The sequence below is a fragment of the Streptomyces sp. NBC_00873 genome (assembly GCF_045207415.1).
In the GTDB taxonomy this organism is placed as follows: domain Bacteria; phylum Actinomycetota; class Actinomycetes; order Streptomycetales; family Streptomycetaceae; genus Streptomyces.
On record NZ_CP108803.1, the window covers coordinates 3,220,163 to 3,240,144 of the forward strand.

Genomic DNA, 19,982 nt, shown 5'->3' on the forward strand with positions numbered 1-19,982 from the left:
CCATGGTCACGAGAACGGTCACAAGGGGGTGCGCCATGGAGGCGCTGCGTCAGGACGATCCACGCCGCTTCGGTCCGTACACCGTGCTGGCGCGGTTCCGTGAGACGGCGAGCGCTGTCCAGTACCTCGCGCACGACGCGAGCGCGGCCGACACCACGGACGGCACCGCGGACCGGACCGTCGTGATCACCGCGGCCCGGCCCGAGCTTGCCGCACTGCCCGCCTTCCACCGCCGCTTCGAGGCGGAGGCGCGCACCGCGGACCGGCTGGCGGGTGGCTGGGTCCAGCCGCAGGTCGCCACCCGTACGGACGACGGGGAGCTGTGGACGGCCGTGGCGTACGTGCCGGCGCTGACGCTCGCCGAGGCCATCGATGCCGCGGGTCCCCTCCCCGAGCGTGCCGTGCGGATACTGGGCGCTGGCATCACCGAGACGCTCTCCCGGGTGCACGCCACCGGGGCCGTACTGGAGGGGCTCGCCCCGAGGACCGTGCTGCTGGCCGGGGACGGACCGCGGCTCACCGCCTTCGGCCCGCTGGGCGCGGCGGCCGAGGCCGAGGCCAGAACGGGCGGGCAGCTCTCCGTACGGCTCGGATATCTCACCCCGGAGCAGGTCGAGGGCGAGACGGCGGGACCGGCCTCGGACCTCTTCGTGCTCGGCCTGCTGCTGGCGTACGCGGCGACCGGCACGACCCCGCTCGCGGACGGCCCGGCGGCGGAGGCAGCCCAGCGGATCGCGCATGCGGAGCCGGAACTCGGCGCGGTCCCGGAGGACTTGCGCGGACTGATCGCGCGCTGCCTGGCCAAGGACCCGGCCGACCGGCCGAGCTCCGGGACGGTGGCGGCGGAACTGGCACTGGAGGGCGCGGCGGGCCTCGCGAGGGGCGGCTGGCTGCCGGAGCAGCTGTCGAAGACGCTTGCGGAACAGGAGTCCCGCGTCAGGGAACTGGTGTCCGCAGGCGCGGCCGACGAGCCGGCGGACAGCCCCGTCGGCACAGCCCCGCGCGGGGCTCTCACCGAACCTGCCGACGCCACACCCGACAGCCCTGCCACACCCGACAGCCCTGCCACCGGCGCGCCCGGCGACGGCGGCCTCGGAGAGGACACCCGGACCACCCGGATCGGAAGCGTCGGCAGCCCCCGCGCCCCGGAGCCCGACCGGCCGACCACCCAGCTGTCCATCCCGCGTGAACGGACCGGTCCCCCGGACCGGCTGCCCGCCGTCCTGCCGCCCGTCGCGCCGCTCGTGCCGCGCCCCCTCCCGGCCCCGGCAGCGGCAATTCCCGCCTCGCCCCCGCCGCCCGTGACGCCCACGCCCCCACCCGCACCCTCCTCCTCGTCGCCCTCCGCCGCCCTCGACCGTCGCACCCTGCTCTTCGGTGCGGCTGCCGGCGCGGCCGGGCTGATCGTCGGCGGTGGGGGGGTGCTCGCCCTCGGGTCCGACGGTTCCGACGCCCCGGACGACGGCAAGCCCGCCCCGTCCCCCAACGGCCCCACCGTGGCCGGGCTGCCGCCGCAGCCGCGTTGGGTGTACAGCCACCCCGAGGTCGAACCCGCGCCGCTCACCACCGCGCTCTGGCGCGACCGGCTGCTCGTGCTGACCGGCGAGACGCAGGCCTCCGCCGTCGATCTGCGAACCGGCCGCCGCCTCTGGGAGTGCCCGGACGCGGCGAAGGGGCAGGCGGCCCTGGCTGCGGGTGACGCGTTCTGCTTCGTCGCCGGGCCGTCCGAGTTCCTCTGGCTGTCGCCGAAGGACGGAACGGTCGCGCACCGGGTGGCGTACGAGAACCAGTTCGAGGGTGCACCGTTCCTGACCGTGTCCGACGTCATCGGCCAGTCCGGTCCGGCGATCTGGTTCACCGGCTCGCACAAGGTCACCGTGAAGGCCAAGAAGCCGAAGAAGGGCAAGAAGCCCGGGAAGGACACGCAGGTCGTCACGTCGTTCCTGTTCGCGTACGACATCGTGCGGCGCAAGGAGCTGTGGCGGACCCCCGTACCCACCGGCCGGGAATCGACGACCCCCGCCTACCGGCTGATCGCCGTCCGCCCCGACGACATCGTCGTACGCCAGAAGAGCGCGACGCTCACCCCCGGCGACGTCAAGGCCGCCAAGGGCAAGGCAGTCTTCCGTGGGTTCGACCGCAGGAACGGGAAGCTGCTGTGGACCAAGTCGTTCGGCACGGTCGGTCCGGACGGGGCAGCCGTCGGGGATGACCGGGGACTGCTGTACGCGGCGGCGGGCGACGCCCTCCAGTCGTTCGAGATGCCCACGGGCAAGCCGAACTGGACGCTGAACGGCACGCCCGGGTCCGTGTTCGGGACACCGGTCCCGGCCGGGGCCCTGCTGCACACCACCAGCCGCAACCAGGAGGTGGGCGCGGTCGAGCGGGAGTCCGGGAAGCTGCGCTGGCAGCGGTCCACCGAGGCGGTGCCCGGCGGATGGGCGCCGGTCGTCACCGTGAGTTCCAGCGGCAGGACGGTGCTGGCGGCCGGGGCCGCGCAGGTCACCGCGTTCGCCGCGGCGGACGGCCGGCGACTGTGGAAGTTCCAGGACATCGGGGTGCAGGACCCGAAGGGCGCCACGGTCACCGCCCCGTACCGGGTGCTGGCCTTCGGGAAGTCCGCCGTCGTCCAGCGGGAACGGATGTTCTACGCGTTCCCGGTGAAGTGACCTCGGGGGTGTCCGGCGGATCGGGGCCCCGGCCGTGATCCGCCAGGCCCCTTGACGGGCGTCCCGCCGTCCGGGCGAATCCGGGCGCCGCCACGTCGCACGGTTCTTGCATCGCCCGCCCCCGAGTGACCGTATTGACGCGTTGCGCTCACTCATGGGGCAGTCCCGCGATCGCCCCGTCATCGGAGGTGATCCCGTGTCGTCCAGGGTTCTGCGCACCGTCTGCGCGGCGGCACTCGCCGCGGCGGTCGCGGCCTCACCCGCCGTCGCCGCCTCCGCGGACCCGAGCAGTCCCGGCGCCTCCCGTGAGCCACGCGCCACGAAGAGCATCGCTGAGCTGCTGACCGAGCTCAAGAAGCTGTACCAGCAGGCCGAGGAGGCCAGCGAGGCGTACAACGGAACCACGGCGAAGCTGAAGAAGCGGAAGGCGGAGGCGAAGAAGCTGGACACCGCTCTCGCCGTGGCGCGGACCGAGCTGGGCCGCAGCCGCGACGACGCGGGGCGGCTGGCCCGGGAGCAGTACCAGGGGCAGTCCGGCTTTTCCTCGTACGTCCAGCTGATGCTGTCCCGCGATCCCGAGCACGCCCTGGACCAGGAACACGTCATTCAGCTGGTGGCGGCCGGCCGGGCCGCGACCGTGAAGCGGCTCACCGGCGCCGAGAAGCGCGCCGACGGGCTGGCCTCCGCGTCCCGCAAGGTGCTCGAGAAGCAGCAGGTGCTGGCCGCGCGGCAGAAGAAGCAGCGCGACACCGTGCAGTCGCGGCTGAGGAAGGTGGAGGCGCTGCTGGCCAAGCTCTCCGCCGAGCAGGTCGCCAAGGTGTCCCGGCTGGAGCAGCAGGCCACGGACAAGGCCCAGGGCACGCTGGTCACCTCGGGCGCCCTGTCCTCGGCCCGGCCGCCGTCTCAGGAGGGCGACGAGGCGGTGAAGTACGCGGTGAGGCAGCTCGGCAAGCCGTATGTGTGGGGTGCGGAGGGTCCGGGGTCGTTCGACTGCTCCGGGCTCACCTCGCAGGCCTGGGCGAACGCGGGGCACGCGATTCCGCGGACCTCGCAGGAGCAGTGGAAGGAGCTGCGGAAGGTACCGCTGAACGCGCTGCGCCCGGGTGACCTGGTGATCTACTTCCCGAAGGCCACGCACGTGGCCCTGTACGTCGGCAACGGCCTGGTGGTGCAGGCGCCCCGGCCCGGGTCACAGGTGAAGGTCTCGCCGCTGGCGTCGAATCCGCTGCTGGGCGCCGTGCGTCCGGATCCGGAGAGCCCGCCGCTGAGCAGGTACAGCCCCCCGGAGCCGGCGCGGGGCACGTCCAGCGGCTCGGATGCGGGGTACGACTCCTCGTCCGCGCCGGGCGACGAGTAGCCGCATACAGTGCCCCCGTACACACGTCAGCCGGGCCGCGCACCGTCGCTCTCACGACGGGAACCGGCCCGGCTGTCATGTCTGTCCTGGCGCTACGGCGGTCAGGCCGCCGCCTCCGAGACCTGCGCGAGGTAGGCGTTCGTCTTCTCCGGGTCGAAGAAGAAGTTGTCGAAGTCCGCCGGGTTGTTGAACCCGTTGGCGAACCGGTCGGCGACCGGCTGCAGCTGACCGGCGGCGCCGATCAGGTTCAGCACGTGCTCCGGCGGTACGCCGAGCATGGCGTTCGTCCACTTCACGACGTGCTGCGCGGTGTCCCAGTAGCGGTCGAAAGTGGACTGCATCCAGTCCGCGTCGAACGCCTGGTCGCCGTGCTCGATGATCGACTTCAGGTACGCGTCGGCGCACTTGGAGGCGGAGTTGGAGCCCTGGCCGGTGATCGGGTCGTTGGCGACGACGACATCCGCCACGCCGAGCACCAGGCCGCCGCCGGGCAGCCGGCCGATCGGCTTGCGCACGGTCGGGGCGTAACGGCCGGCCAGGGTGCCGTTGGCGTCGGTCAGTTCGACCTTGGTGGCACGCGCGTACTCCCACGGCGTGAACTGCTCCATGAGCTCCAGCGTCTTCGCGAGGTGCTCGGAGGGGTCCTTGATGCCCTGGAAGACGTCCAGCGGGCCGCCCGGGATGCCCTCCCAGAACAGGATGTCGGCGCGGCCGGACGTGGTCACGGTCGGCATCACGAAGAGCTCGCCGACACCGGGGACCAGGTTGCAGCGGACCGCGTCGAACTCAGGGTGCTCGGGGCGCGGGCCCATGCCGTGGACGTATGCGACGGCCAGGGCGCGCTGCGGGGCGTCGAACGGCGAACGGGACGCGTCCCGGCCGAACATGGAGACCAGTTCGCCCTTGCCCGCGGAGACCATCACCAGGTCGTAGGTGCGGGAGAAGTAGTCGAGGTCGGAGACGGCGGCACCGTGGATGACGAGCTGTCCGCCGCGCTGGGCGAACGTCTCCATCCAGCCGGCCATCTTCACGCGCTGGTCGACGGACTGGGCGAAGCCGTCCAGCTTGCCGACCCAGTCGACGGCGCGCGAGGAGTCGGGGGCGGCGACCGAGAGGCCGAGGCCCTCGATGCGCGGGGCCTGGGACTCCCAGAAGTTGATCTGGAGGTCTCGCTCGTGCTGCAGCGCGGTGTCGAACATGCACTGCGTCGACATGACCCGGCCGGACCGGACCTCGTCGGCGGTGCGGTTGGACATCAGGGTGACTTCGTACCCACTGGACTGCAGTCCGAGGGCGAGCTGGAGACCGGACTGGCCGGCTCCGACTATGAGTATCTTCCGCATCGCGGTTCTCCGTTACGTCTGCGTGGTACGTGCGCGAGGTGTGTCTAGGTCCTGTCCGGTCGATCTTCGTGGATCAGCCTGCGGCGTCCGGTGCGGTGCATCGCAAGGCGGAGGATCGTCCCCGTACTGGGCTTACTTGGGCGACTGAAGACAACGCGGCGAGGTGCCGTGCCGGACGTTGGGGGCCCACGAAGATCGGCCGGACAGGGCCTAGGCGGGGGTCGCGTCAAGAGCGTGACCCACGAGGGCCAGCAGCGACTCGACGGCGGTGATCCTGTTACGCGCGTCCATGATCACAACAGGCACGTCCGGAGGTACGGTCAGGGCCTCCCTGACGTCCTCCGCCTCGTAACCGGGCGTCCCCTCGAAGTGGTTGACGGCCACGATGTACGGCAGTCCGCAGCTCTCGAAGTAGTCGAGCGCGGGGAAGCAGTCGGAGAGCCGCCGGGTGTCGGCGAGCACCACCGCGCCGATCGCGCCGCGCACCAGGTCGTCCCACATGAACCAGAAGCGCTGCTGTCCGGGCGTGCCGAACACGTACAGCACGAGATCGTCGTCGAGCGTGAGACGGCCGAAGTCCATCGCCACGGTTGTGCTGACCTTGTCAGGCGTCGCGGTGAGGTCGTCGGTCTCCTCGCTGGCCTGGGTCATCAGCGCCTCGGTCTGCAGCGGGGTGATCTCGGAGACCGCTCCCACGAAGGTCGTCTTGCCGACCCCGAACCCGCCCGCGACCACTATCTTCGTGGCGATGGGGGCCCTGGTGTGATCCAACTGCCAGGCCTGGAGCGACTCCTCGGCCTGGTCCTCCGGTCCCGGCTGACGCGGGGCGGACAGGAGCGGATCAGAGACGACGGAGTCCATTCAGCACCCTTTCGAGCAGTGCGCGGTCGGGCTGGCCGGTGCCGTGACCGGTCCCGTACACACGGATCTTTCCCTGGTCGGCCAAGTCGCTGAGCAGCACTCGGACCACGCCGAGCGGCATCTTCAACAGGGCCGAGATCTCCGCGACCGTACGCATGCGGCGGCAGATTTCGACAATGGCCTGGAGCTCCGGCATCACCCGCGTGGCGAGGTTGCCGTTGGTGAGCTCGCGGCGCTCCTCGGGCGCTTCCAGCGCGGCCACGAACGTCTCGACGAGAAGGACGTGACCGAAGCGGGTGCGGCCGCCGGTGAGCGAGTACGGGCGGACCCGGGCGGGCCGTCGGTCGGCCCCGCGGACCGGGAGCCTGCGGGCGGGTTCAGCAGCGGGCGTCACTGGGCGCTCTCCATCGATTTGCGCAGTTCACTGCGGAGTTCGGGGGTGAGTACGTGTCCGGCACGGCCGACGAAGAGCGCCATGTGGTACGCGATGACGCTCATGTCGCAGTCGGGGGTGGCGTGCACGCCGAGCAGCGAACCGTCACTGATCGACATGACGAAGACGCTGCCCTCGTCCATGGCGACCATGGTCTGCTTGACGCCGCCGCCGTCCATCAGTTTCGCGGCGCCGATAGTGAGGGAGCCGATGCCGGAGACGATGGTCGCCAGGTCGGCGCTGGAGCCCCGGGGGCCGTCCTGCAGGCCGCCTGTCGCTGCGGCTGTCTGGCGGCCTGGGTCGGAGGAGAGCAGCATCAGTCCGTCGGACGAGACAACGGTGACCGAACGGACCCCTGGCACCTCCTCCACGAGATTGCTCAGCAACCAGTGAAGGTTCCGGGCCTCGGTGCTCAGGCCGATTGTGCTGGGCGCAGTCAACTGCGTGCCTCCTCGACTGTGTCCCCCGTCTCATCGGTTCGACCGCCGAAACGGTCTGCCAGCTCGGTGTGCTCGGTCTGTGGGGTGCCGGCACCGGTGGCGGCACCGTCGACGATCTCCGCCTCGACGTCGCGGCGGCCGTCCTTCGCCCCTTGGTGGAAACCGCCGAGGCGGCGGCGCAGCGCGTCCTTGTCCAGGCTGCCCTTGCGCTCGGCGGTGGGGGCGGCGGCGGGCCTGACGACCTTGGGGGTGCGCTTGGGAAGGCCCTTGTCGGTGATGCGCTCGGCCTGCGGCTCCGGCTGCCGGGGGCCGGGAAAGGCCTCGGCGGCGGGCGCCGGGGAAGGAGCCGGAGCGGTGAAGGGCTCCGGGGTCTCGTCCGCGGTGCGCTCGTGGCGGTCGGGGCCGATGGCGTACGGGTCGGGGGTCGCCGGGGTCTCGTGGGCCGGTGCGGCCGACGGGACCGGCTGAGCCGCGGGGACATCGCGGAGCTCCGGGAGCCGGACCTGCATCGTGGTCTCGGACTCGGACTCGGCGGGGGCGACCGGCTCGGGTTCCGCCGGAGCGGGCGCCGCCGGAGCGGGATCCTCCGCCGGAGCGGGATCCTCCGCCTGGGCCGGGTCCGCTGCCGACTCGCGGATCTTCTGCTCGGCGGCGGCGATCAGCGGGTCGCCGGGCAGCGCGAGCGTCCGGCCCGGCAGGGCATTGGAGTTGGCCTCGGCAACCGATCCGGGCAGGTTCAGCGCGGGCGCGCCCCCCGGCACGGTCACGGGCGGCGGCGTGGCGCCGGGCGGCGCCTTCGGCAGCAGCGCCTGCGGCAGCACGACGACCGCCGTCACCCCGCCGCCCTTCTGCTCGCGCAGCTGGACCCGCAGCCCGTGGCGCGCCGCGAGCAGCGACGTCACCTGGAGTCCGAGCCCCGCGCCGTCGGCGCTCCGCTCGCCCGCCTCGAACGAGGACGGGTCGGCCAGGCGGGCGTTGAGCTCACCCATCCGTACGGACGACATGCCGATGCCTTCGTCCTGCACGGAGAGCATCATCTCGCCGGTCTCCAGCAGCCAGCCGGAGAGCTCGACATGCGAGTCGGGCGGCGAGAAGGAGGTCGCGTTCTCCAGGAGTTCGGCGACCAGGTGGCTGAGGTCGTCGGCGGCGAAACCGGCGATCTGGGCGTGCGGCGGCAGGGACTGGATGGTGACCCGCTCGTACCGCTCGATCTCGCTGACGGCCGCACGCAACACGTCGACCAGCGGGATCGGGCCGGAGTGCCCGCGGCCGTGCTCGGCGCCCGCGAGGACCAGCATGTTCTCGCTGTGGCGCCGCATGACCGTGGCCATGTGGTCGAGCTTGAAGAGGGTAGTGAGCCGCTCCGGGTCCTGCTCGCGCTCCTCCAGGTTCTCGATGACGCCGAGCTGGCGCTCGACGAGGCCGAGGCTGCGCAGCGAGAGGTTGACGAAGGTGTGGTGGACCGTGTTCTTGAGCCGCTCCAGCTGGGCAGCCAGATCGGCGGTGCGGACCTGGAGTTCGGCGCACTGGAGCGTGAGGGCCTCGCGGCCGGCGATCAGTTCGCCGCGCTCGTTCTCCAGATCCTCGAACCGGCCGTTGAACTCGTGGAGCAGCCCGTGCAGCTTGCCGTGCAGGGCGTTGAGGGATCGGACGACCTGGGCGAACTCGTCGTTGCGGCCGGTGTAGCGGACCGGCTCGGCTGTGGCGGGCTCCGCGGCGAGGCGGGCGGCGCCGATCCGCAGGACGGCGAGCGGCTGGGTCAGCGTACGGGCCACGGCGGTGGAGACTCCGACGGCGATCAGCAGACAGCCGCCGAGAAGCGCGATGCGCAGTTCGAGCGCGGTGACGTCGTCGTCGCGCAGCTGCTCCAGGCGTCGCACCTGGGCGGTGCCGAGGGCGGACTCGACGCTGCGCATCCGGTCGACGCGGGCGGAGAGTGCCGCCTCGACCTTCTTCCGGTCGGCCTTCTGGTCGGAGTCCGACAGCTCGGGACGGTCGGTGAGTGCGGCGAGGTACTTCTCCGCGCGGTTGACCTCGGGCCCGGTGACGGTGGAGGAGAGCTTCTCGCGGGCGGTGCTGCCCGCGGCCTGGTCGAAGTCGGCGAGCGAGGAGAGCTCGCGGACCCTGGCCTGCTGGGCGGCGGCGCTCAGCTCGTCACGGTTGCGGGCGTCCTCGCTGCTGCCCTCGTCCTGGGTCTGGACGGGCAGCCCGGTGAACGGGTCGATCTGCGGGACCGTGGCCTCTTCGCGGGGCACGGAGAGCGCCGCGATCAGCAGCCCGCGGGTGGCGGAGGCCTGATCGGCGGCCCGGCCGAGGGCGAGGGGCGCACGGGTGGCCTCGGCGGCCCGCGGCGGGGTCTTCTCGGCGAGGTCGTCGGCGAGGTCGTGGAGCTTGGCGATGACCTCGGAGTACGCCTGGTGGGCGGTGAGTGCCGAGCCCTTGCCGGTGAGGGCGGTGCGGCGCAGGGAGGGGATCGTGGAGAGGTCGCGGCGCAGCGCGGCGGGAGCCGTGTCTCGGATCTCGTCGATCTGCTGGTCGACGCGGGCGCTGGGGCCGTCGTTCTTCGCGTCGGACTTCCCGTCCCGGCCGCCCGCGATATAGGCGGTGACTTCGTCGCGCTCGTCCGCGAGGGAGTGGGCGAGGGCCACCGCCTGCTGGTTCAGCTGGGCAAGGGTGACCAACCGCTGGGACTCGGTCAGTTCGGTGGAGGCGCCGAGGGCCGCGGGTGCGCCCGCGGCGATGACGGTGATGCCGACGACCGCGACGCCGGCGACCAGCCGGCTGCGTACGCGGACGGTGCGCCGGGTCGGCTCACTCCCACTCGGCGCCGGAGGTGTCGCCCCGGTACCGTTTCGCTCGCTGCCTTTGCCCCGCGGCCGCTTCTTCTGCACCGGTGCTCGCAATCTTGACTCGTCCGCCCTTGAAGCAGAGGTGACGCACGGTCATATGTGGAAGGACGCCCCGACCCCTGGTACGGCTTCTGACCATTCCAGTGCTTTTGAGAGGGGGGCGCGCATCAACCGCTCCGCCACCTGAACGAGTGAACATCACTCCGGAGTTGACGAACAAGTCTCCCCCCGGGCGCCGCAGCCCACACCTGAGCCATCGGCTGGAACTTCCGTCCGGGCTTTGGCAGGATGCCCGCCCGCACCCGGCGCGGAGCCACTCCTTCCGCCCAAGCCTCCCCACTGACCTGCTGGTACGGCCCAACGCCGCGATCGTGCAGGCCCCGTGAAGGCGTCGTGCAGACTGGCCGTATGCGCATCGAACTCGCCTCGGCCCCTGGTAGCCCCGAGCGCCCCAACGAGGACTGGGCAGCCACCGCACTTCCCGCTTCCGGCGGGGGTGGGACGTTGGTTCTGCTCGACGGAGTCACTCCGCCACGGGGGGACGACGGTTGTGTGCACTCCGTGCCCTGGTTCACCGCGCGGCTGGGCGGATCACTGGTCGAACTGTCGGGTTCGCGGCGGGATCTGACGCTCACCGAGATCCTCGCCAAGTCCATCCGGCGCACCGCCGACGCACATCGCACCCTGTGTGACCTTTCTCACGCACGCACTCCCCAGGCGACCGTCGTCGTGGTGCGCTGGGACGAGGAAGAGATCGAACACCTGGTGCTCTCCGATTCCGTACTACTGTTCGAGTCGCCGGACGGAACGGTGCGCACGCTGCTCGACGACCGGCTCGACCGGCTGCCGCCGGGCTCCCTGGCCACCGACGCGATCGCCGATACGCAGGTACGGAACAAGGAGGGCGGCTTCTTCACCGCCGCCGCCGACCCCGGGGTGGCGGTCCGCGCCGTGACCGGGCGGACGCCGCTCATCGATGTGCGGGCGGTGGCCGCGCTGACGGACGGGGCGAGCCGCTGGACGGAGATGTTCCACGAGGGCGACTGGGCGGCCTGCCTCGCGGTGCTCCACAAGGAGGGCACGCAGGGGCTGATCGACCGGGTCAGGGCCCTGGAGGACGCGGACACGGAGCGTGCGTATCTGCGGCGCAGCAAGACGCACGACGACGCGACGGCGGTCTACGTGGTGCTGTAGGTCACCCGGGTGCGGGGTTGGTCCGCGCCGGTGGCGTGGGCGGTTTCCACGGGGCGGGGGCCCGAGAGCACCCGGAGCTGCCTGGCCGGGCCGGGTTCGGGCCCGGCCGACGTCAGTCCTCGGCCCGCGCGTTCAAGTGGTGCAGCAGCCGTGCCAATTCCGCCACCTCGGTCCGGTCCCAGTCGGCGAGCTTGCTCACGTACCGGTCGCGGCGCGCGTCGCGGACGCTGCGGAAGCGCGCCAGCCCCTCGTCGGTGAGATGGACGAGGAAGGCCCGCCCGTCGGCCGGATCGGGCTCGCGCGCCACCAGTCCGAGCTCCTCCAGGGCGCGCAGCTGACGGCTCATGGTCGCCTTCCCGACGCCGAAGTACGCGGCGAGATCGGTGGCCCGCTGTTGCCCCACCGACTCCAGCCGTACGAGGAGTCCGTACGCCGCGGCCTCCAGCTCGGGATGGACCTCCCGCGCCATCTCACCGGAACTGGCCCGCGCGCGGCGCAGAAAGACAGCCAATTCCCGCTCCAGTGCCAGGAATTCGTGGTCCACACCACTTCCTCCGGTCGCGCCGGGTTCACTACCGCTTTCGCTCCCGTGCACGTCAACACCCCTCATGAGCTTTCCTGCCGCTGAAAGTTTCCTTCGCCGCTGGTCATCGCCGCAGCTCCGCCAGTATTTCGCAGGCGTAGACCAACGGCACTGCGCAGACCCTCTTCCGCCGCACGGGTCTACGTGCGTAGCGTCATTACTGACATGTCCACACCATGACATGCCACAGGGGTGCGCCGAGCCGCCCCCCTGGGTCTGCAGATCCCCCCACCAAGGCCTCGGAGGCACGCACATGCCCGTGCACAGATCCGGATCCGGAACGACCCGCCGCTCACGCCTGGCGGCGCTGGGAACCCTCCTCGCAGCACTTTCGCTCCTGCTCACCCTGCCCGGCGCGGCCACCGCGGCCGACTCCCCCACGGCCGCCGCCAAGAAGCCCGCGCGCGGGTCGGCCACGATGGGCATGGGCGTCATCGCCCATGACGGCCAGGGCGGCCTGCCGCGCGACACGCTTGTCGCCCAGACCGAAGGCGTGGACGTCAGCAGTCACCAGGGCAACGTCGACTGGGCGACTCTCTGGAACAGCGGCGTCCGGTGGGCCTACACCAAGGCCACCGAGGGCACGTACTACACGAATCCCTACTTCGCGCAGCAGTACAACGGCTCGTACAACGTCGGCATGATCCGCGGCGCGTACCACTTCGCCACCCCGGACACCACGAGCGGCGCCACCCAGGCCAACTACTTCGTGGACCACGGGGGCGGCTGGTCGAGGGACGGCAAGACACTGCCCGGCGTGCTCGACATCGAGTGGAACCCGTACGGCGCGCAGTGCTACGGCAAGACACAGGCCGGCATGGTCTCCTGGATCCGCGACTTCGTGAACACGTACAAGGCGCGCACCGGGCGTGACGCGGTCATCTACACCGCGACCAGCTGGTGGACGACCTGCACCGGGAACAACGCGGGCTTCGGCACCACCAACCCGCTGTGGGTGGCCCGTTACGACACCACGGTCGGCACGCTCCCGGCCGGCTGGGGCTACTACACGATCTGGCAGTACACGTCGTCCGGCCCGTACGTCGGCGACCACAACCACTTCAACGGCGCTCTCGACCGCGTACAGGCACTCGCCAACGGCTGAGCCTCCGCTCCCCGGAGCCCCGGTGACGCACCCCGCCACCGGGGCTCCCGCACGCCTCCACCGTCACCTCCGCCTCCGTCCACGCCGCTATGCACTCGATGTATACACCCCATGTATAGTCCCTGAACAGCGCACACCGTGTGCGCTGTTCAGCCGTGAGGGAGTGACGTGATCTTGCCCAGGAAGACGAAGCCGATCGGTACGGGGTTGACCGTCGCTCTCGTGACGGCCGTCACTCTCACACTGAGCGGCTGCTCGATGCAGACCACGGCCCCGGGCTCGGCGCGGGGGGACGCAGCCTCCGACGCCAAGGGCTCGTTCGGCCCTGTGGACTGCCGCAAGGCGAAGTGCATAGCGCTGACCTTCGACGCGGGGCCCGGCGAGGACACCCCGCACCTGCTGGACATCCTCAAGGAGAAGAAGGTGCACGCCACCTTCTTCCTGCTCGGCAGGAACCACGTGCTGAAGCACCCCGACACGGTGCGCCGCATCGAGGCGGAGGGCCACGAGGTGGCCAACCACACCTGGTCGCACGAGATCCTGACGGACCGGAAGCCCGCCGACATACGTTCCGAGCTGGAGAAGACGCAGGACGCGATAGCGAAGATCACCGGCAAGAAGCCGCGGCTGATGCGCCCGCCGCAGGGCCGTACCGACGACACGGTCTCCGGCATCAGCAAGGACCTGGGGCTCTCGCAGATCCTCTGGAGCGCCACCGCCAAGGACTACTCGACGACCGACTCCGCGCTGATCAAGAAGCGGATACTCGACCAGGCGAGCAAGGACGGCATCATCCTGCTGCACGACATCTACAAGGGGACCGTGCCCGCGGTGCCGGGCATCATCGACGCGCTGAAGGAGCGCGGCTACAGCCTGGTGACGGTCCCGCAGCTGATGGCCCCCGCCGAGCCGGTGCCGGGAACTGTCTACCGCCCCTGAGCCGTCACGACGCACAGCAGGGCCCCGGCACCGGTGCGCCGGTGTCCTCGAGCCCGGTGCCGTCCGGGTTCACCCGGCGGATCGCGAGCCGCCCCTCGTCCGCCCCCTCGCCGACCCGCCGCACCATGGAGTCCACGGGGACGGCGGTCCGGCCGGCGGACCGCGGCGCGCCGGTCTGCGGCAGCAGCGTGGCCTTTCCGCGCCCCGCCCGGACGCGGAACAGCACGTTCCCGTACCCGGACAAGCGGAACGGCCCGCACCGCCCTTTCGGGTGGTGCGGGCCGTCCGACCGGCCGCGCACGTCATGCCACGCCCGTCACGCCATGGCGCTCACGCCGCGGCCGGGATCCTCTCCTCCGCCCCGGCCGTGGCCGGGGCGAGGGCGATCTCCAGCACCTGGCGGACATCCGTCACCGGGTGGACCTCCAGCTTCTCCAGGACCTCGGCCGGGACGTCGTCCAGATCGGCCTCGTTCCGCTTGGGGATCACCACGGTGGTGATACCGGCCCGGTGGGCGGCCAGCAGCTTCTGCTTCAGCCCGCCGATCGGCAGTACCCGTCCCGTCAGCGACACCTCACCGGTCATCGCCACATCCGTACGGACCAGCCGTCCGGAGAGCAGCGAGGCCAGCGCCGTCGTCATCGTGATACCGGCACTCGGACCGTCCTTGGGCACCGCGCCCGCCGGGAAGTGGATGTGCGCTCCCCGGTCCTTGAGGTCGGCGACGGGCAGTTCCAGCTCGGCGCCGTGCGAGCGCAGGAAGCTCAGCGCGATCTGCGCGGACTCCTTCATGACGTCGCCGAGCTGACCGGTGAGGGTCAGGCCGGCCGCGCCGGTCTCCGGGTCGGCCAGCGACGCCTCGACGAACAGCACGTCACCACCGGCGCCGGTCACCGCGAGTCCGGTCGCCACGCCCGGCACCGCGGTGCGGCGCTCGGCCGGGTCCTGGGCGGACTCGGGGACGTGGTGCGGCCGTCCGACGAGACCCCGCAGGTCCTCGTCGGTGACGGTGAGCGGGAGTTCCCGGTCGCCCAGTTCGTGCTGGGCCGCGACCTTGCGGAGCAGCCGGGCGACGGCCCGCTCCAGGTTGCGTACGCCCGCCTCACGGGTGTACTCGCCGGCCAGCTTGCGCAGCGCCGACTCGTCGAGCGTCACCTCGCCCTTCTCCAGACCGGCCCGCTCCAGCTGGCGCGGGAGCAGGTGGTCGCGGGCGATGACGACCTTCTCGTCCTCGGTGTAGCCGTCGAGTCTGACCAGCTCCATGCGGTCGAGCAGCGCCTCCGGAATGGCTTCCAGGACATTGGCCGTGGCCAGGAAGACGACGTCGCTGAGGTCGAGTTCGACCTCCAGGTAGTGGTCACGGAAGGTGTGGTTCTGCGCCGGGTCGAGGACTTCGAGGAGCGCCGCGGCGGGGTCGCCGCGGAAGTCGGAGCCGACCTTGTCGATCTCGTCGAGCAGGACGACCGGGTTCATGGAACCGGCCTCCTTGATGGCGCGGACGATGCGTCCGGGGAGCGCGCCGACGTACGTACGCCGGTGGCCTCGGATCTCCGCCTCGTCCCGCACACCGCCGAGCGCGACACGGACGAACTTGCGGCCCATGGCGTGCGCGACGCTCTCACCGAGGGACGTCTTGCCGACGCCGGGCGGTCCGACGAGGGCCAGCACGGCACCGCCCCGACGCCCGCCCACGACCCCGAGGCCGCGTTCGGCACGGCGCTTGCGCACCGCGAGGTACTCGGTGATCCGCTCCTTCACGTCCTCCAGGCCCGCGTGCTCGGCGTCGAGGATCTCCTTGGCCGCGCGGATGTCGTACGCGTCCTCGGTCCGTTCGGTCCACGGCAGTTCGAGGACAGTGTCCAGCCAGGTTCGAATCCAGGAGCCCTCGGGGCTCTGGTCCGACGAGCGCTCCAGCTTGCCGACCTCCTTGAGCGCGGCCTCACGGACGTGCTCGGGAAGATCGGCGGACTCGACGCGCGCCCGGTAGTCGTCGGACTCGTCCTCCGCGTCGCCGCCCAGCTCGGACAGCTCCTTGCGTACGGCTTCCAACTGGCGCCGCAGCAGGAACTCGCGCTGCTGCTTGTCGACGCCCTCCTGGACGTCCTTGGCAATGGACTCGGCGACGTCCTGTTCGGCGAGGTGTTCGCCGAGCCACCGGATGGCGAGCTTCAGCCGGGCGACCGCGTCGGCGGTCTCCAGGAGCTGCACCTTCTGGGTGGTGGTGAGGAACGGTGAGTAACCCGAGTTGTCGGCGAGTGCGGAGATGTCGTCGATCTGCTGGACCCGGTCCACGACCTGCCAGGCGCCGCGCTTCTTCAGCCAGCTGGTGGCGAGGGCCTTGTACTCCTTGACCAGCTCGGCGGCGGCGCCGGGGAGCGGCTCGGGAGCCGAGACGTCCACGCGGGTCCCCTCGACCCAGAGCGCGGCCCCGGGTCCGGTGGTTCCGGCACCGATCCTCACGCGGTCACGGCCGCGGATGAGGGCGCCCGGGTCTCCGTCGGAGAGCCGGCCGACCTGCTCGACGGTGCCGAGTACACCGGTCCCGGTGTAGGTCCCGTCGATCCGCGGCACCAGCAGCACCTCGGGCTTGCCGCCACCCGGACGGGCGGCGGCCTGGGCAGCCTCGACGGCGGCCCGGACATCGGTGTCGGACAGGTCCAGAGGAACCACCATTCCGGGCAGCACGACCTCGTCATCGAGCGGCAGCACAGGCAAGGTGAGCGGAGTGACCGCATTGGACTCAGTAGCCATGATCTCCCCTTCGGCACTCAAGTTGAGCTATGCAGGCTCAATGCTCCTGAGCGACTTTATGTTCCCGGGGCCGTGTTCGCTCTCAGCGATCTTCTTCCACCCGCCCGTCACCTGCGAAAAACCACTCGGCAGCCGCGGCGCGCACCCGGCACAGTGCCCGCATGACCGACAACGGCCGGCGCGGGCGCCTACCTCTACGGCAGCATTCCGCGCGGCACGGCCATTCCCGGCGTCTCCGATCTGGACCTGCTGCTCGCCCTGCGCGCCGAACCCGACCCTCACCGTGTTCGCCAGCGGTGCCGGGGCATCCGGAGGCGTTCGGTGCGCCGGGGATGGTGCGCAACACGCTCGGGGCGACCGGGGTGGCGACCGGGTCGGCGGCGCTGATCGGTGCCCGGCAGAGCCGGCTACCGATGACGGTCCACGGCGGTGCCGTCCACCTGGCGGCGCCCCGCACCCTGGGCGGCGCGGCCGCCGTATGGGCCTGGCCGATCCAGCCGGGGCCGCAAGGGGCGGCGTGGGCGGTGGCAGTGGCGGCGTACGCGGCACGCGGGGCGCTCCTCGTGGTGCGCGGCGCACGGCCGGAGCCCGTGTGACCACGCCTTCGCCTCCCCGCGCCCCGTACGGATCCGGCAATTCGCTGGTCCCGGCCGCGCGGCCGGGCGAGGATGACAGGGACTCACCCACCCTCTACCGGAGACCGAGGACATGCCCACCGCCGACCGCCGCACCGCCCACAGCCCCGTCACGCTCGACCGCCGTGAAGGACCGTACGGGGAGGTCGTCCTGCGGGAGCGGGGTGACGACTTCGAAATCATCGCCAACGGCTGCTTCCTGATGGACACGGCGGACGGTCGCTCCGAGCGGCTGCTGATCGACGCGGCGCTTGCCGCGCTGCCCGCCGCGCGGCCGGACCCGGCGGTGCTGATCGGCGGTCTCGGGGTCGGCTTCTCCCTCTCCCATGCGACAGCCGAGCCGCGCTGGGGGCGGATCGCGGTCGTCGAGCGGGAGCAGGCGATCATCGACTGGCACCGGGGTGGCCCGCTGGCCCGGATCACCGGTGCCGCGCTCGCCGATCCGCGGACCGAGATCCTGGCGACAGATCTGGTTGCGCACCTCCGCACGACTACGGACCGTTACGACGCGCTGTGCCTGGACATCGACAACGGACCGGACTGGACCGTCACCGACGGCAACGGCAGCCTGTACTCGCCCGCCGGTCTCGCCGACTGCCGGGAGCGGCTGAATCCGGGCGGGGTACTCGCGGTCTGGTCCGCGCAGCCGTCCGCCCACTTCGAACAGGCCTTGCGGAATGCCGGATTCAGCGGGGTAAGGACGGAAGAGGTGCACGTTGCCCGAGGTGTGCCCGACGTGGTTCATCTCGCACTTCGGACCGCCTGAGGTCCCCCCACCGGGTATGCGCGGCCCCGGACGCCCGGGGGCCAAGCGCCACAAGGCAGACACTCCGCCCCCTCCTCGCACCCAACCCGTTCCCGTGCCGTTACACCCTGCGTAGCCGGGAGCCGTTCGGTGGCTTTACGCTGCTGAGCGGCAAACAGGATCACCCACGAAATTCACAAGCGAAGACCGTGCGTCCGGGGGAATGGCCCCCGCGAGAACGGGCAGGGGCGGGGCGATGGAACAGACACACACCACCCACAACGGTGTCGCGGCCACCCCGGGCGCGCAGCGCCGGGTGCTGGTGGTCGAGGACGACGCGACGATCGTCGATGCCATCTCCGCCCGACTGCGGGCCGAGGGCTTCCTGGTGCAGACCGCCCTCGACGGCCCCGCGGCCGTCGACGCGGCCGAGTCCTGGCAGCCCGACCTGATGGTGCTCGACATCATGCTGCCGGGCTTCGACGGCCTGGAGGTGTGCCGCCGGGTGCAGGCCACACGGCCGGTGCCCGTGCTGATGCTGACCGCCCGGGACGACGAGACCGACATGCTGGTCGGCCTCGGTGTCGGCGCGGACGACTACATGACCAAGCCGTTCTCGATGCGTGAGCTGGCCGCCCGGGTACATGTCCTGCTGCGCCGGGTGGAGCGTGCCGCACTGGCCGCGGTGACGCCGCGCAGCGGCATCCTGCGCCTCGGCGAGCTGGAGATCGACCACGCGCAGCGCCGGGTGCGGGTGCGTGCCGAGGACGTACACCTCACGCCGACCGAGTTCGATCTGCTGGTCTGCCTGGCCGGCACACCGCGCGCGGTGCTCTCCCGGGAGCAGTTGCTCGCGGAGGTCTGGGACTGGGCGGACGCCTCCGGCACCCGTACCGTCGACAGCCACATCAAGGCGCTGCGCCGGAAGATCGGTGCGGAGCGGATCCGCACCGTGCACGGTGTCGGTTACGCCTTGGAGACCCCGGCACCATGACCCGGCCCGGCTCCCGACTGCGTCCCTTCTCGGTCAAGGCCAAGCTGGGCACGCTCGTCGTGGTCTCGGTGTTCATCACGACCGGGCTTCTGATGGTGGCGGTGCGCACCAGGACCGAGCTGCGGTTCATCACCGTGTTCTCGGTGATCGCGACGCTGCTGATCACACAGTTCGTGGCGCACGGTCTGACGGCGCCGCTGGACGAGATGACGAAGGTCGCCCGGTCGATCTCGCACGGCGACTACACCAGACGGGTGAGGGGCGCCGACCGGCGTGACGAGCTCGGTGACCTGGCGCAGACGATCAATCTCATGGCGGACGATCTGGAGGCCGTGGACCGGCACCGCAAGGAGCTGGTGGCCAACGTCTCGCACGAGCTGCGTACGCCGATCGCGGCGCTGAGAGCGGTGCTGGAGAACGTCGTGGACGGGGTCTCCGCGGCCGACCCGGAGACGATGCGCACGGCGCTCAAACAGACGGAGCGGCTCGGCAGGCTGGTGGAGACGCTGCTGGACCTCTCCCGGCTGGACCACGGGGTGGTCTCCCTGAAGGCCCGCCGCTTCGAGGTGTGGCCGTATCTCTCGGGCGTGCTGAAGGAAGCGAACCTGGCCGCCTCGCACCGCCGGCTCTCCTCAGGATCCGGGAACCACAGCCGCAAGGACGTACATCTGCACCTGGACGTGTCGCCGCCCGAGCTGACCGCGCATGCGGACGCGGAGCGGCTCCACCAGGTGGTGGCCAATCTGATCGACAACGCTGTCAAGCATAGCCCGCCGCACGGCCGGGTCACGGTGCGGGCGCGGCGCGGCGCGCAGCCGGAGTCGCTGGACCTGGAGGTCCTGGACGAGGGTCCGGGCATCCCCGAGTCCGAGCGGCACCGGGTCTTCGAGCGTTTCAACCGGGGCGAGGTGCCGTCCCCGCACGGTCCGGGCAGCGACGGTGGTACGGGTCTGGGGCTCGCGATCGCCCGCTGGGCGGTGGATCTGCACGGCGGCCGCATCGGAGTGGCTGAATCAGCTCGCGGCTGCCGGATCCAAGTCACTCTTCCGGGGATCCCTCAACCACGCAGTTGACATAGGGTTCG

General features: G+C 71.3%; 17 protein-coding genes and 1 pseudogene. 10 read left to right on the forward strand and 8 right to left on the reverse strand.

Annotated elements, in window-relative coordinates; all coding sequences use genetic code 11:
* Positions 1-35: 35 nt before the first annotated feature.
* Together OH809_RS14370 and OH809_RS14375 are read left to right on the forward strand one after the other, a co-directional pair.
* Complete coding sequence (locus tag OH809_RS14370; protein WP_406515191.1) at positions 36-2,669, forward strand: PQQ-binding-like beta-propeller repeat protein; 2,634 nt, start codon at positions 36-38, stop codon at positions 2,667-2,669.
* A gap of 196 nt (positions 2,670-2,865) precedes the next feature.
* Positions 2,866-4,026, forward strand: coding sequence for an NlpC/P60 family protein (locus OH809_RS14375; RefSeq protein WP_406515192.1), 1,161 nt, complete (start codon positions 2,866-2,868; stop codon positions 4,024-4,026).
* Between the two features lie 101 nt (positions 4,027-4,127).
* Here the strand turns inward: OH809_RS14375 and OH809_RS14380 are convergent, their stop codons facing one another.
* From OH809_RS14380 to OH809_RS14400, 5 genes are all read right to left on the reverse strand, one after another.
* Complete coding sequence (locus tag OH809_RS14380) at positions 4,128-5,369, reverse strand: styrene monooxygenase/indole monooxygenase family protein (RefSeq protein WP_406515193.1); 1,242 nt, start codon at positions 5,367-5,369, stop codon at positions 4,128-4,130.
* A gap of 210 nt (positions 5,370-5,579) precedes the next feature.
* Positions 5,580-6,230 (reverse strand): GTP-binding protein, encoded by a 651-nt coding sequence (locus tag OH809_RS14385; protein WP_406422014.1) that lies wholly within the window; start codon positions 6,228-6,230, stop codon positions 5,580-5,582.
* On the reverse strand, positions 6,211-6,624 hold the full coding sequence (locus OH809_RS14390) for a DUF742 domain-containing protein (protein WP_406422013.1): 414 nt from the start codon (positions 6,622-6,624) through the stop codon (positions 6,211-6,213). Before OH809_RS14390 ends, OH809_RS14385 begins: the two co-directional genes overlap by 20 nt.
* Positions 6,621-7,103, reverse strand: a complete 483-nt coding sequence (locus tag OH809_RS14395; RefSeq protein WP_406422012.1) for a roadblock/LC7 domain-containing protein — start codon at positions 7,101-7,103, stop codon at positions 6,621-6,623. Before OH809_RS14395 ends, OH809_RS14390 begins: the two co-directional genes overlap by 4 nt.
* A complete protein-coding gene (locus tag OH809_RS14400) occupies positions 7,100-9,994 on the reverse strand; it encodes a nitrate- and nitrite sensing domain-containing protein (RefSeq protein WP_406515194.1) in 2,895 nt (964 codons plus the stop codon). Before OH809_RS14400 ends, OH809_RS14395 begins: the two co-directional genes overlap by 4 nt.
* Positions 9,995-10,360: 366 nt before the next feature.
* On the opposite strand from OH809_RS14400, the gene OH809_RS14405 reads away from it, so the two are divergent.
* The gene (locus OH809_RS14405; protein WP_406422011.1) at positions 10,361-11,146 is read left to right on the forward strand and encodes a hypothetical protein; all 786 of its coding nucleotides are present in this window, start codon (positions 10,361-10,363) and stop codon (positions 11,144-11,146) included.
* A gap of 112 nt (positions 11,147-11,258) precedes the next feature.
* Here OH809_RS14405 and OH809_RS14410 read toward each other — a convergent pair whose 3' ends face one another.
* Complete coding sequence (locus tag OH809_RS14410; RefSeq protein ID WP_406422010.1) at positions 11,259-11,756, reverse strand: MarR family winged helix-turn-helix transcriptional regulator; 498 nt, start codon at positions 11,754-11,756, stop codon at positions 11,259-11,261.
* A gap of 226 nt (positions 11,757-11,982) precedes the next feature.
* On the opposite strand from OH809_RS14410, the gene OH809_RS14415 reads away from it, so the two are divergent.
* Entirely contained in the window at positions 11,983-12,834 is an 852-nt protein-coding gene (locus OH809_RS14415) for a lysozyme (protein ID WP_406422009.1), read from the forward strand.
* A 258-nt stretch (positions 12,835-13,092) separates the two neighbouring features.
* Positions 13,093-13,773 (forward strand): polysaccharide deacetylase family protein, encoded by a 681-nt coding sequence (locus OH809_RS14420; RefSeq protein WP_406516248.1) that lies wholly within the window; start codon positions 13,093-13,095, stop codon positions 13,771-13,773.
* A gap of 4 nt (positions 13,774-13,777) precedes the next feature.
* On the opposite strand, the gene OH809_RS14425 is transcribed toward OH809_RS14420, so the two are convergent.
* Together OH809_RS14425 and lon are read right to left on the reverse strand one after the other, a co-directional pair.
* Positions 13,778-13,999, reverse strand: a complete 222-nt coding sequence (locus OH809_RS14425) for a hypothetical protein (RefSeq protein WP_406515195.1) — start codon at positions 13,997-13,999, stop codon at positions 13,778-13,780.
* Between the two features lie 104 nt (positions 14,000-14,103).
* The gene (lon, locus tag OH809_RS14430; RefSeq protein WP_406422008.1) at positions 14,104-16,524 is read right to left on the reverse strand and encodes an endopeptidase La; all 2,421 of its coding nucleotides are present in this window, start codon (positions 16,522-16,524) and stop codon (positions 14,104-14,106) included.
* Between the two features lie 186 nt (positions 16,525-16,710).
* Here lon and OH809_RS14435 point away from each other — a divergent pair.
* The 5 genes and pseudogenes from OH809_RS14435 to OH809_RS14455 form a co-directional block, all read left to right on the forward strand.
* A pseudogene (locus tag OH809_RS14435) lies at positions 16,711-16,797 on the forward strand (nucleotidyltransferase domain-containing protein); the annotation flags it as partial.
* Positions 16,798-16,820: 23 nt separating this feature from the next.
* Complete coding sequence (locus tag OH809_RS14440; protein WP_406515196.1) at positions 16,821-17,120, forward strand: hypothetical protein; 300 nt, start codon at positions 16,821-16,823, stop codon at positions 17,118-17,120.
* Between the two features lie 112 nt (positions 17,121-17,232).
* Positions 17,233-17,925: a spermidine synthase gene (locus tag OH809_RS14445; protein ID WP_406422006.1), complete on the forward strand. Its 693-nt coding sequence runs from the start codon at positions 17,233-17,235 to the stop codon at positions 17,923-17,925.
* A gap of 235 nt (positions 17,926-18,160) precedes the next feature.
* On the forward strand, positions 18,161-18,898 hold the full coding sequence (locus OH809_RS14450) for a response regulator transcription factor (RefSeq protein ID WP_266981553.1): 738 nt from the start codon (positions 18,161-18,163) through the stop codon (positions 18,896-18,898).
* The gene (locus OH809_RS14455) at positions 18,895-19,971 is read left to right on the forward strand and encodes an ATP-binding protein (protein ID WP_406422005.1); all 1,077 of its coding nucleotides are present in this window, start codon (positions 18,895-18,897) and stop codon (positions 19,969-19,971) included. Before OH809_RS14450 ends, OH809_RS14455 begins: the two co-directional genes overlap by 4 nt.
* The last annotated feature ends 11 nt before the right edge of the window (positions 19,972-19,982 follow it).

Bases quoted from the DNA above. Each gene is read 5' to 3' on its own strand.
- lon (WP_406422008.1), bottom strand. From the start codon at position 16,524: ATGGCTACTGAGTCCAATGCGGTCACTCCGCTCACCTTGCCTGTGCTG.
- OH809_RS14380 (WP_406515193.1), bottom strand. From the start codon at position 5,369: ATGCGGAAGATACTCATAGTCGGAGCCGGCCAGTCCGGTCTCCAGCTC.
- OH809_RS14445 (WP_406422006.1), top strand. From the start codon at position 17,233: ATGCCCACCGCCGACCGCCGCACCGCCCACAGCCCCGTCACGCTCGAC.
- OH809_RS14410 (WP_406422010.1), bottom strand. From the start codon at position 11,756: ATGAGGGGTGTTGACGTGCACGGGAGCGAAAGCGGTAGTGAACCCGGC.
- OH809_RS14450 (WP_266981553.1), top strand. From the start codon at position 18,161: ATGGAACAGACACACACCACCCACAACGGTGTCGCGGCCACCCCGGGC.
- OH809_RS14420 (WP_406516248.1), top strand. From the start codon at position 13,093: ATGCAGACCACGGCCCCGGGCTCGGCGCGGGGGGACGCAGCCTCCGAC.
- OH809_RS14415 (WP_406422009.1), top strand. From the start codon at position 11,983: ATGCCCGTGCACAGATCCGGATCCGGAACGACCCGCCGCTCACGCCTG.
- OH809_RS14405 (WP_406422011.1), top strand. From the start codon at position 10,361: ATGCGCATCGAACTCGCCTCGGCCCCTGGTAGCCCCGAGCGCCCCAAC.
- OH809_RS14370 (WP_406515191.1), top strand. From the start codon at position 36: ATGGAGGCGCTGCGTCAGGACGATCCACGCCGCTTCGGTCCGTACACC.
- OH809_RS14385 (WP_406422014.1), bottom strand. From the start codon at position 6,230: ATGGACTCCGTCGTCTCTGATCCGCTCCTGTCCGCCCCGCGTCAGCCG.
- OH809_RS14455 (WP_406422005.1), top strand. From the start codon at position 18,895: ATGACCCGGCCCGGCTCCCGACTGCGTCCCTTCTCGGTCAAGGCCAAG.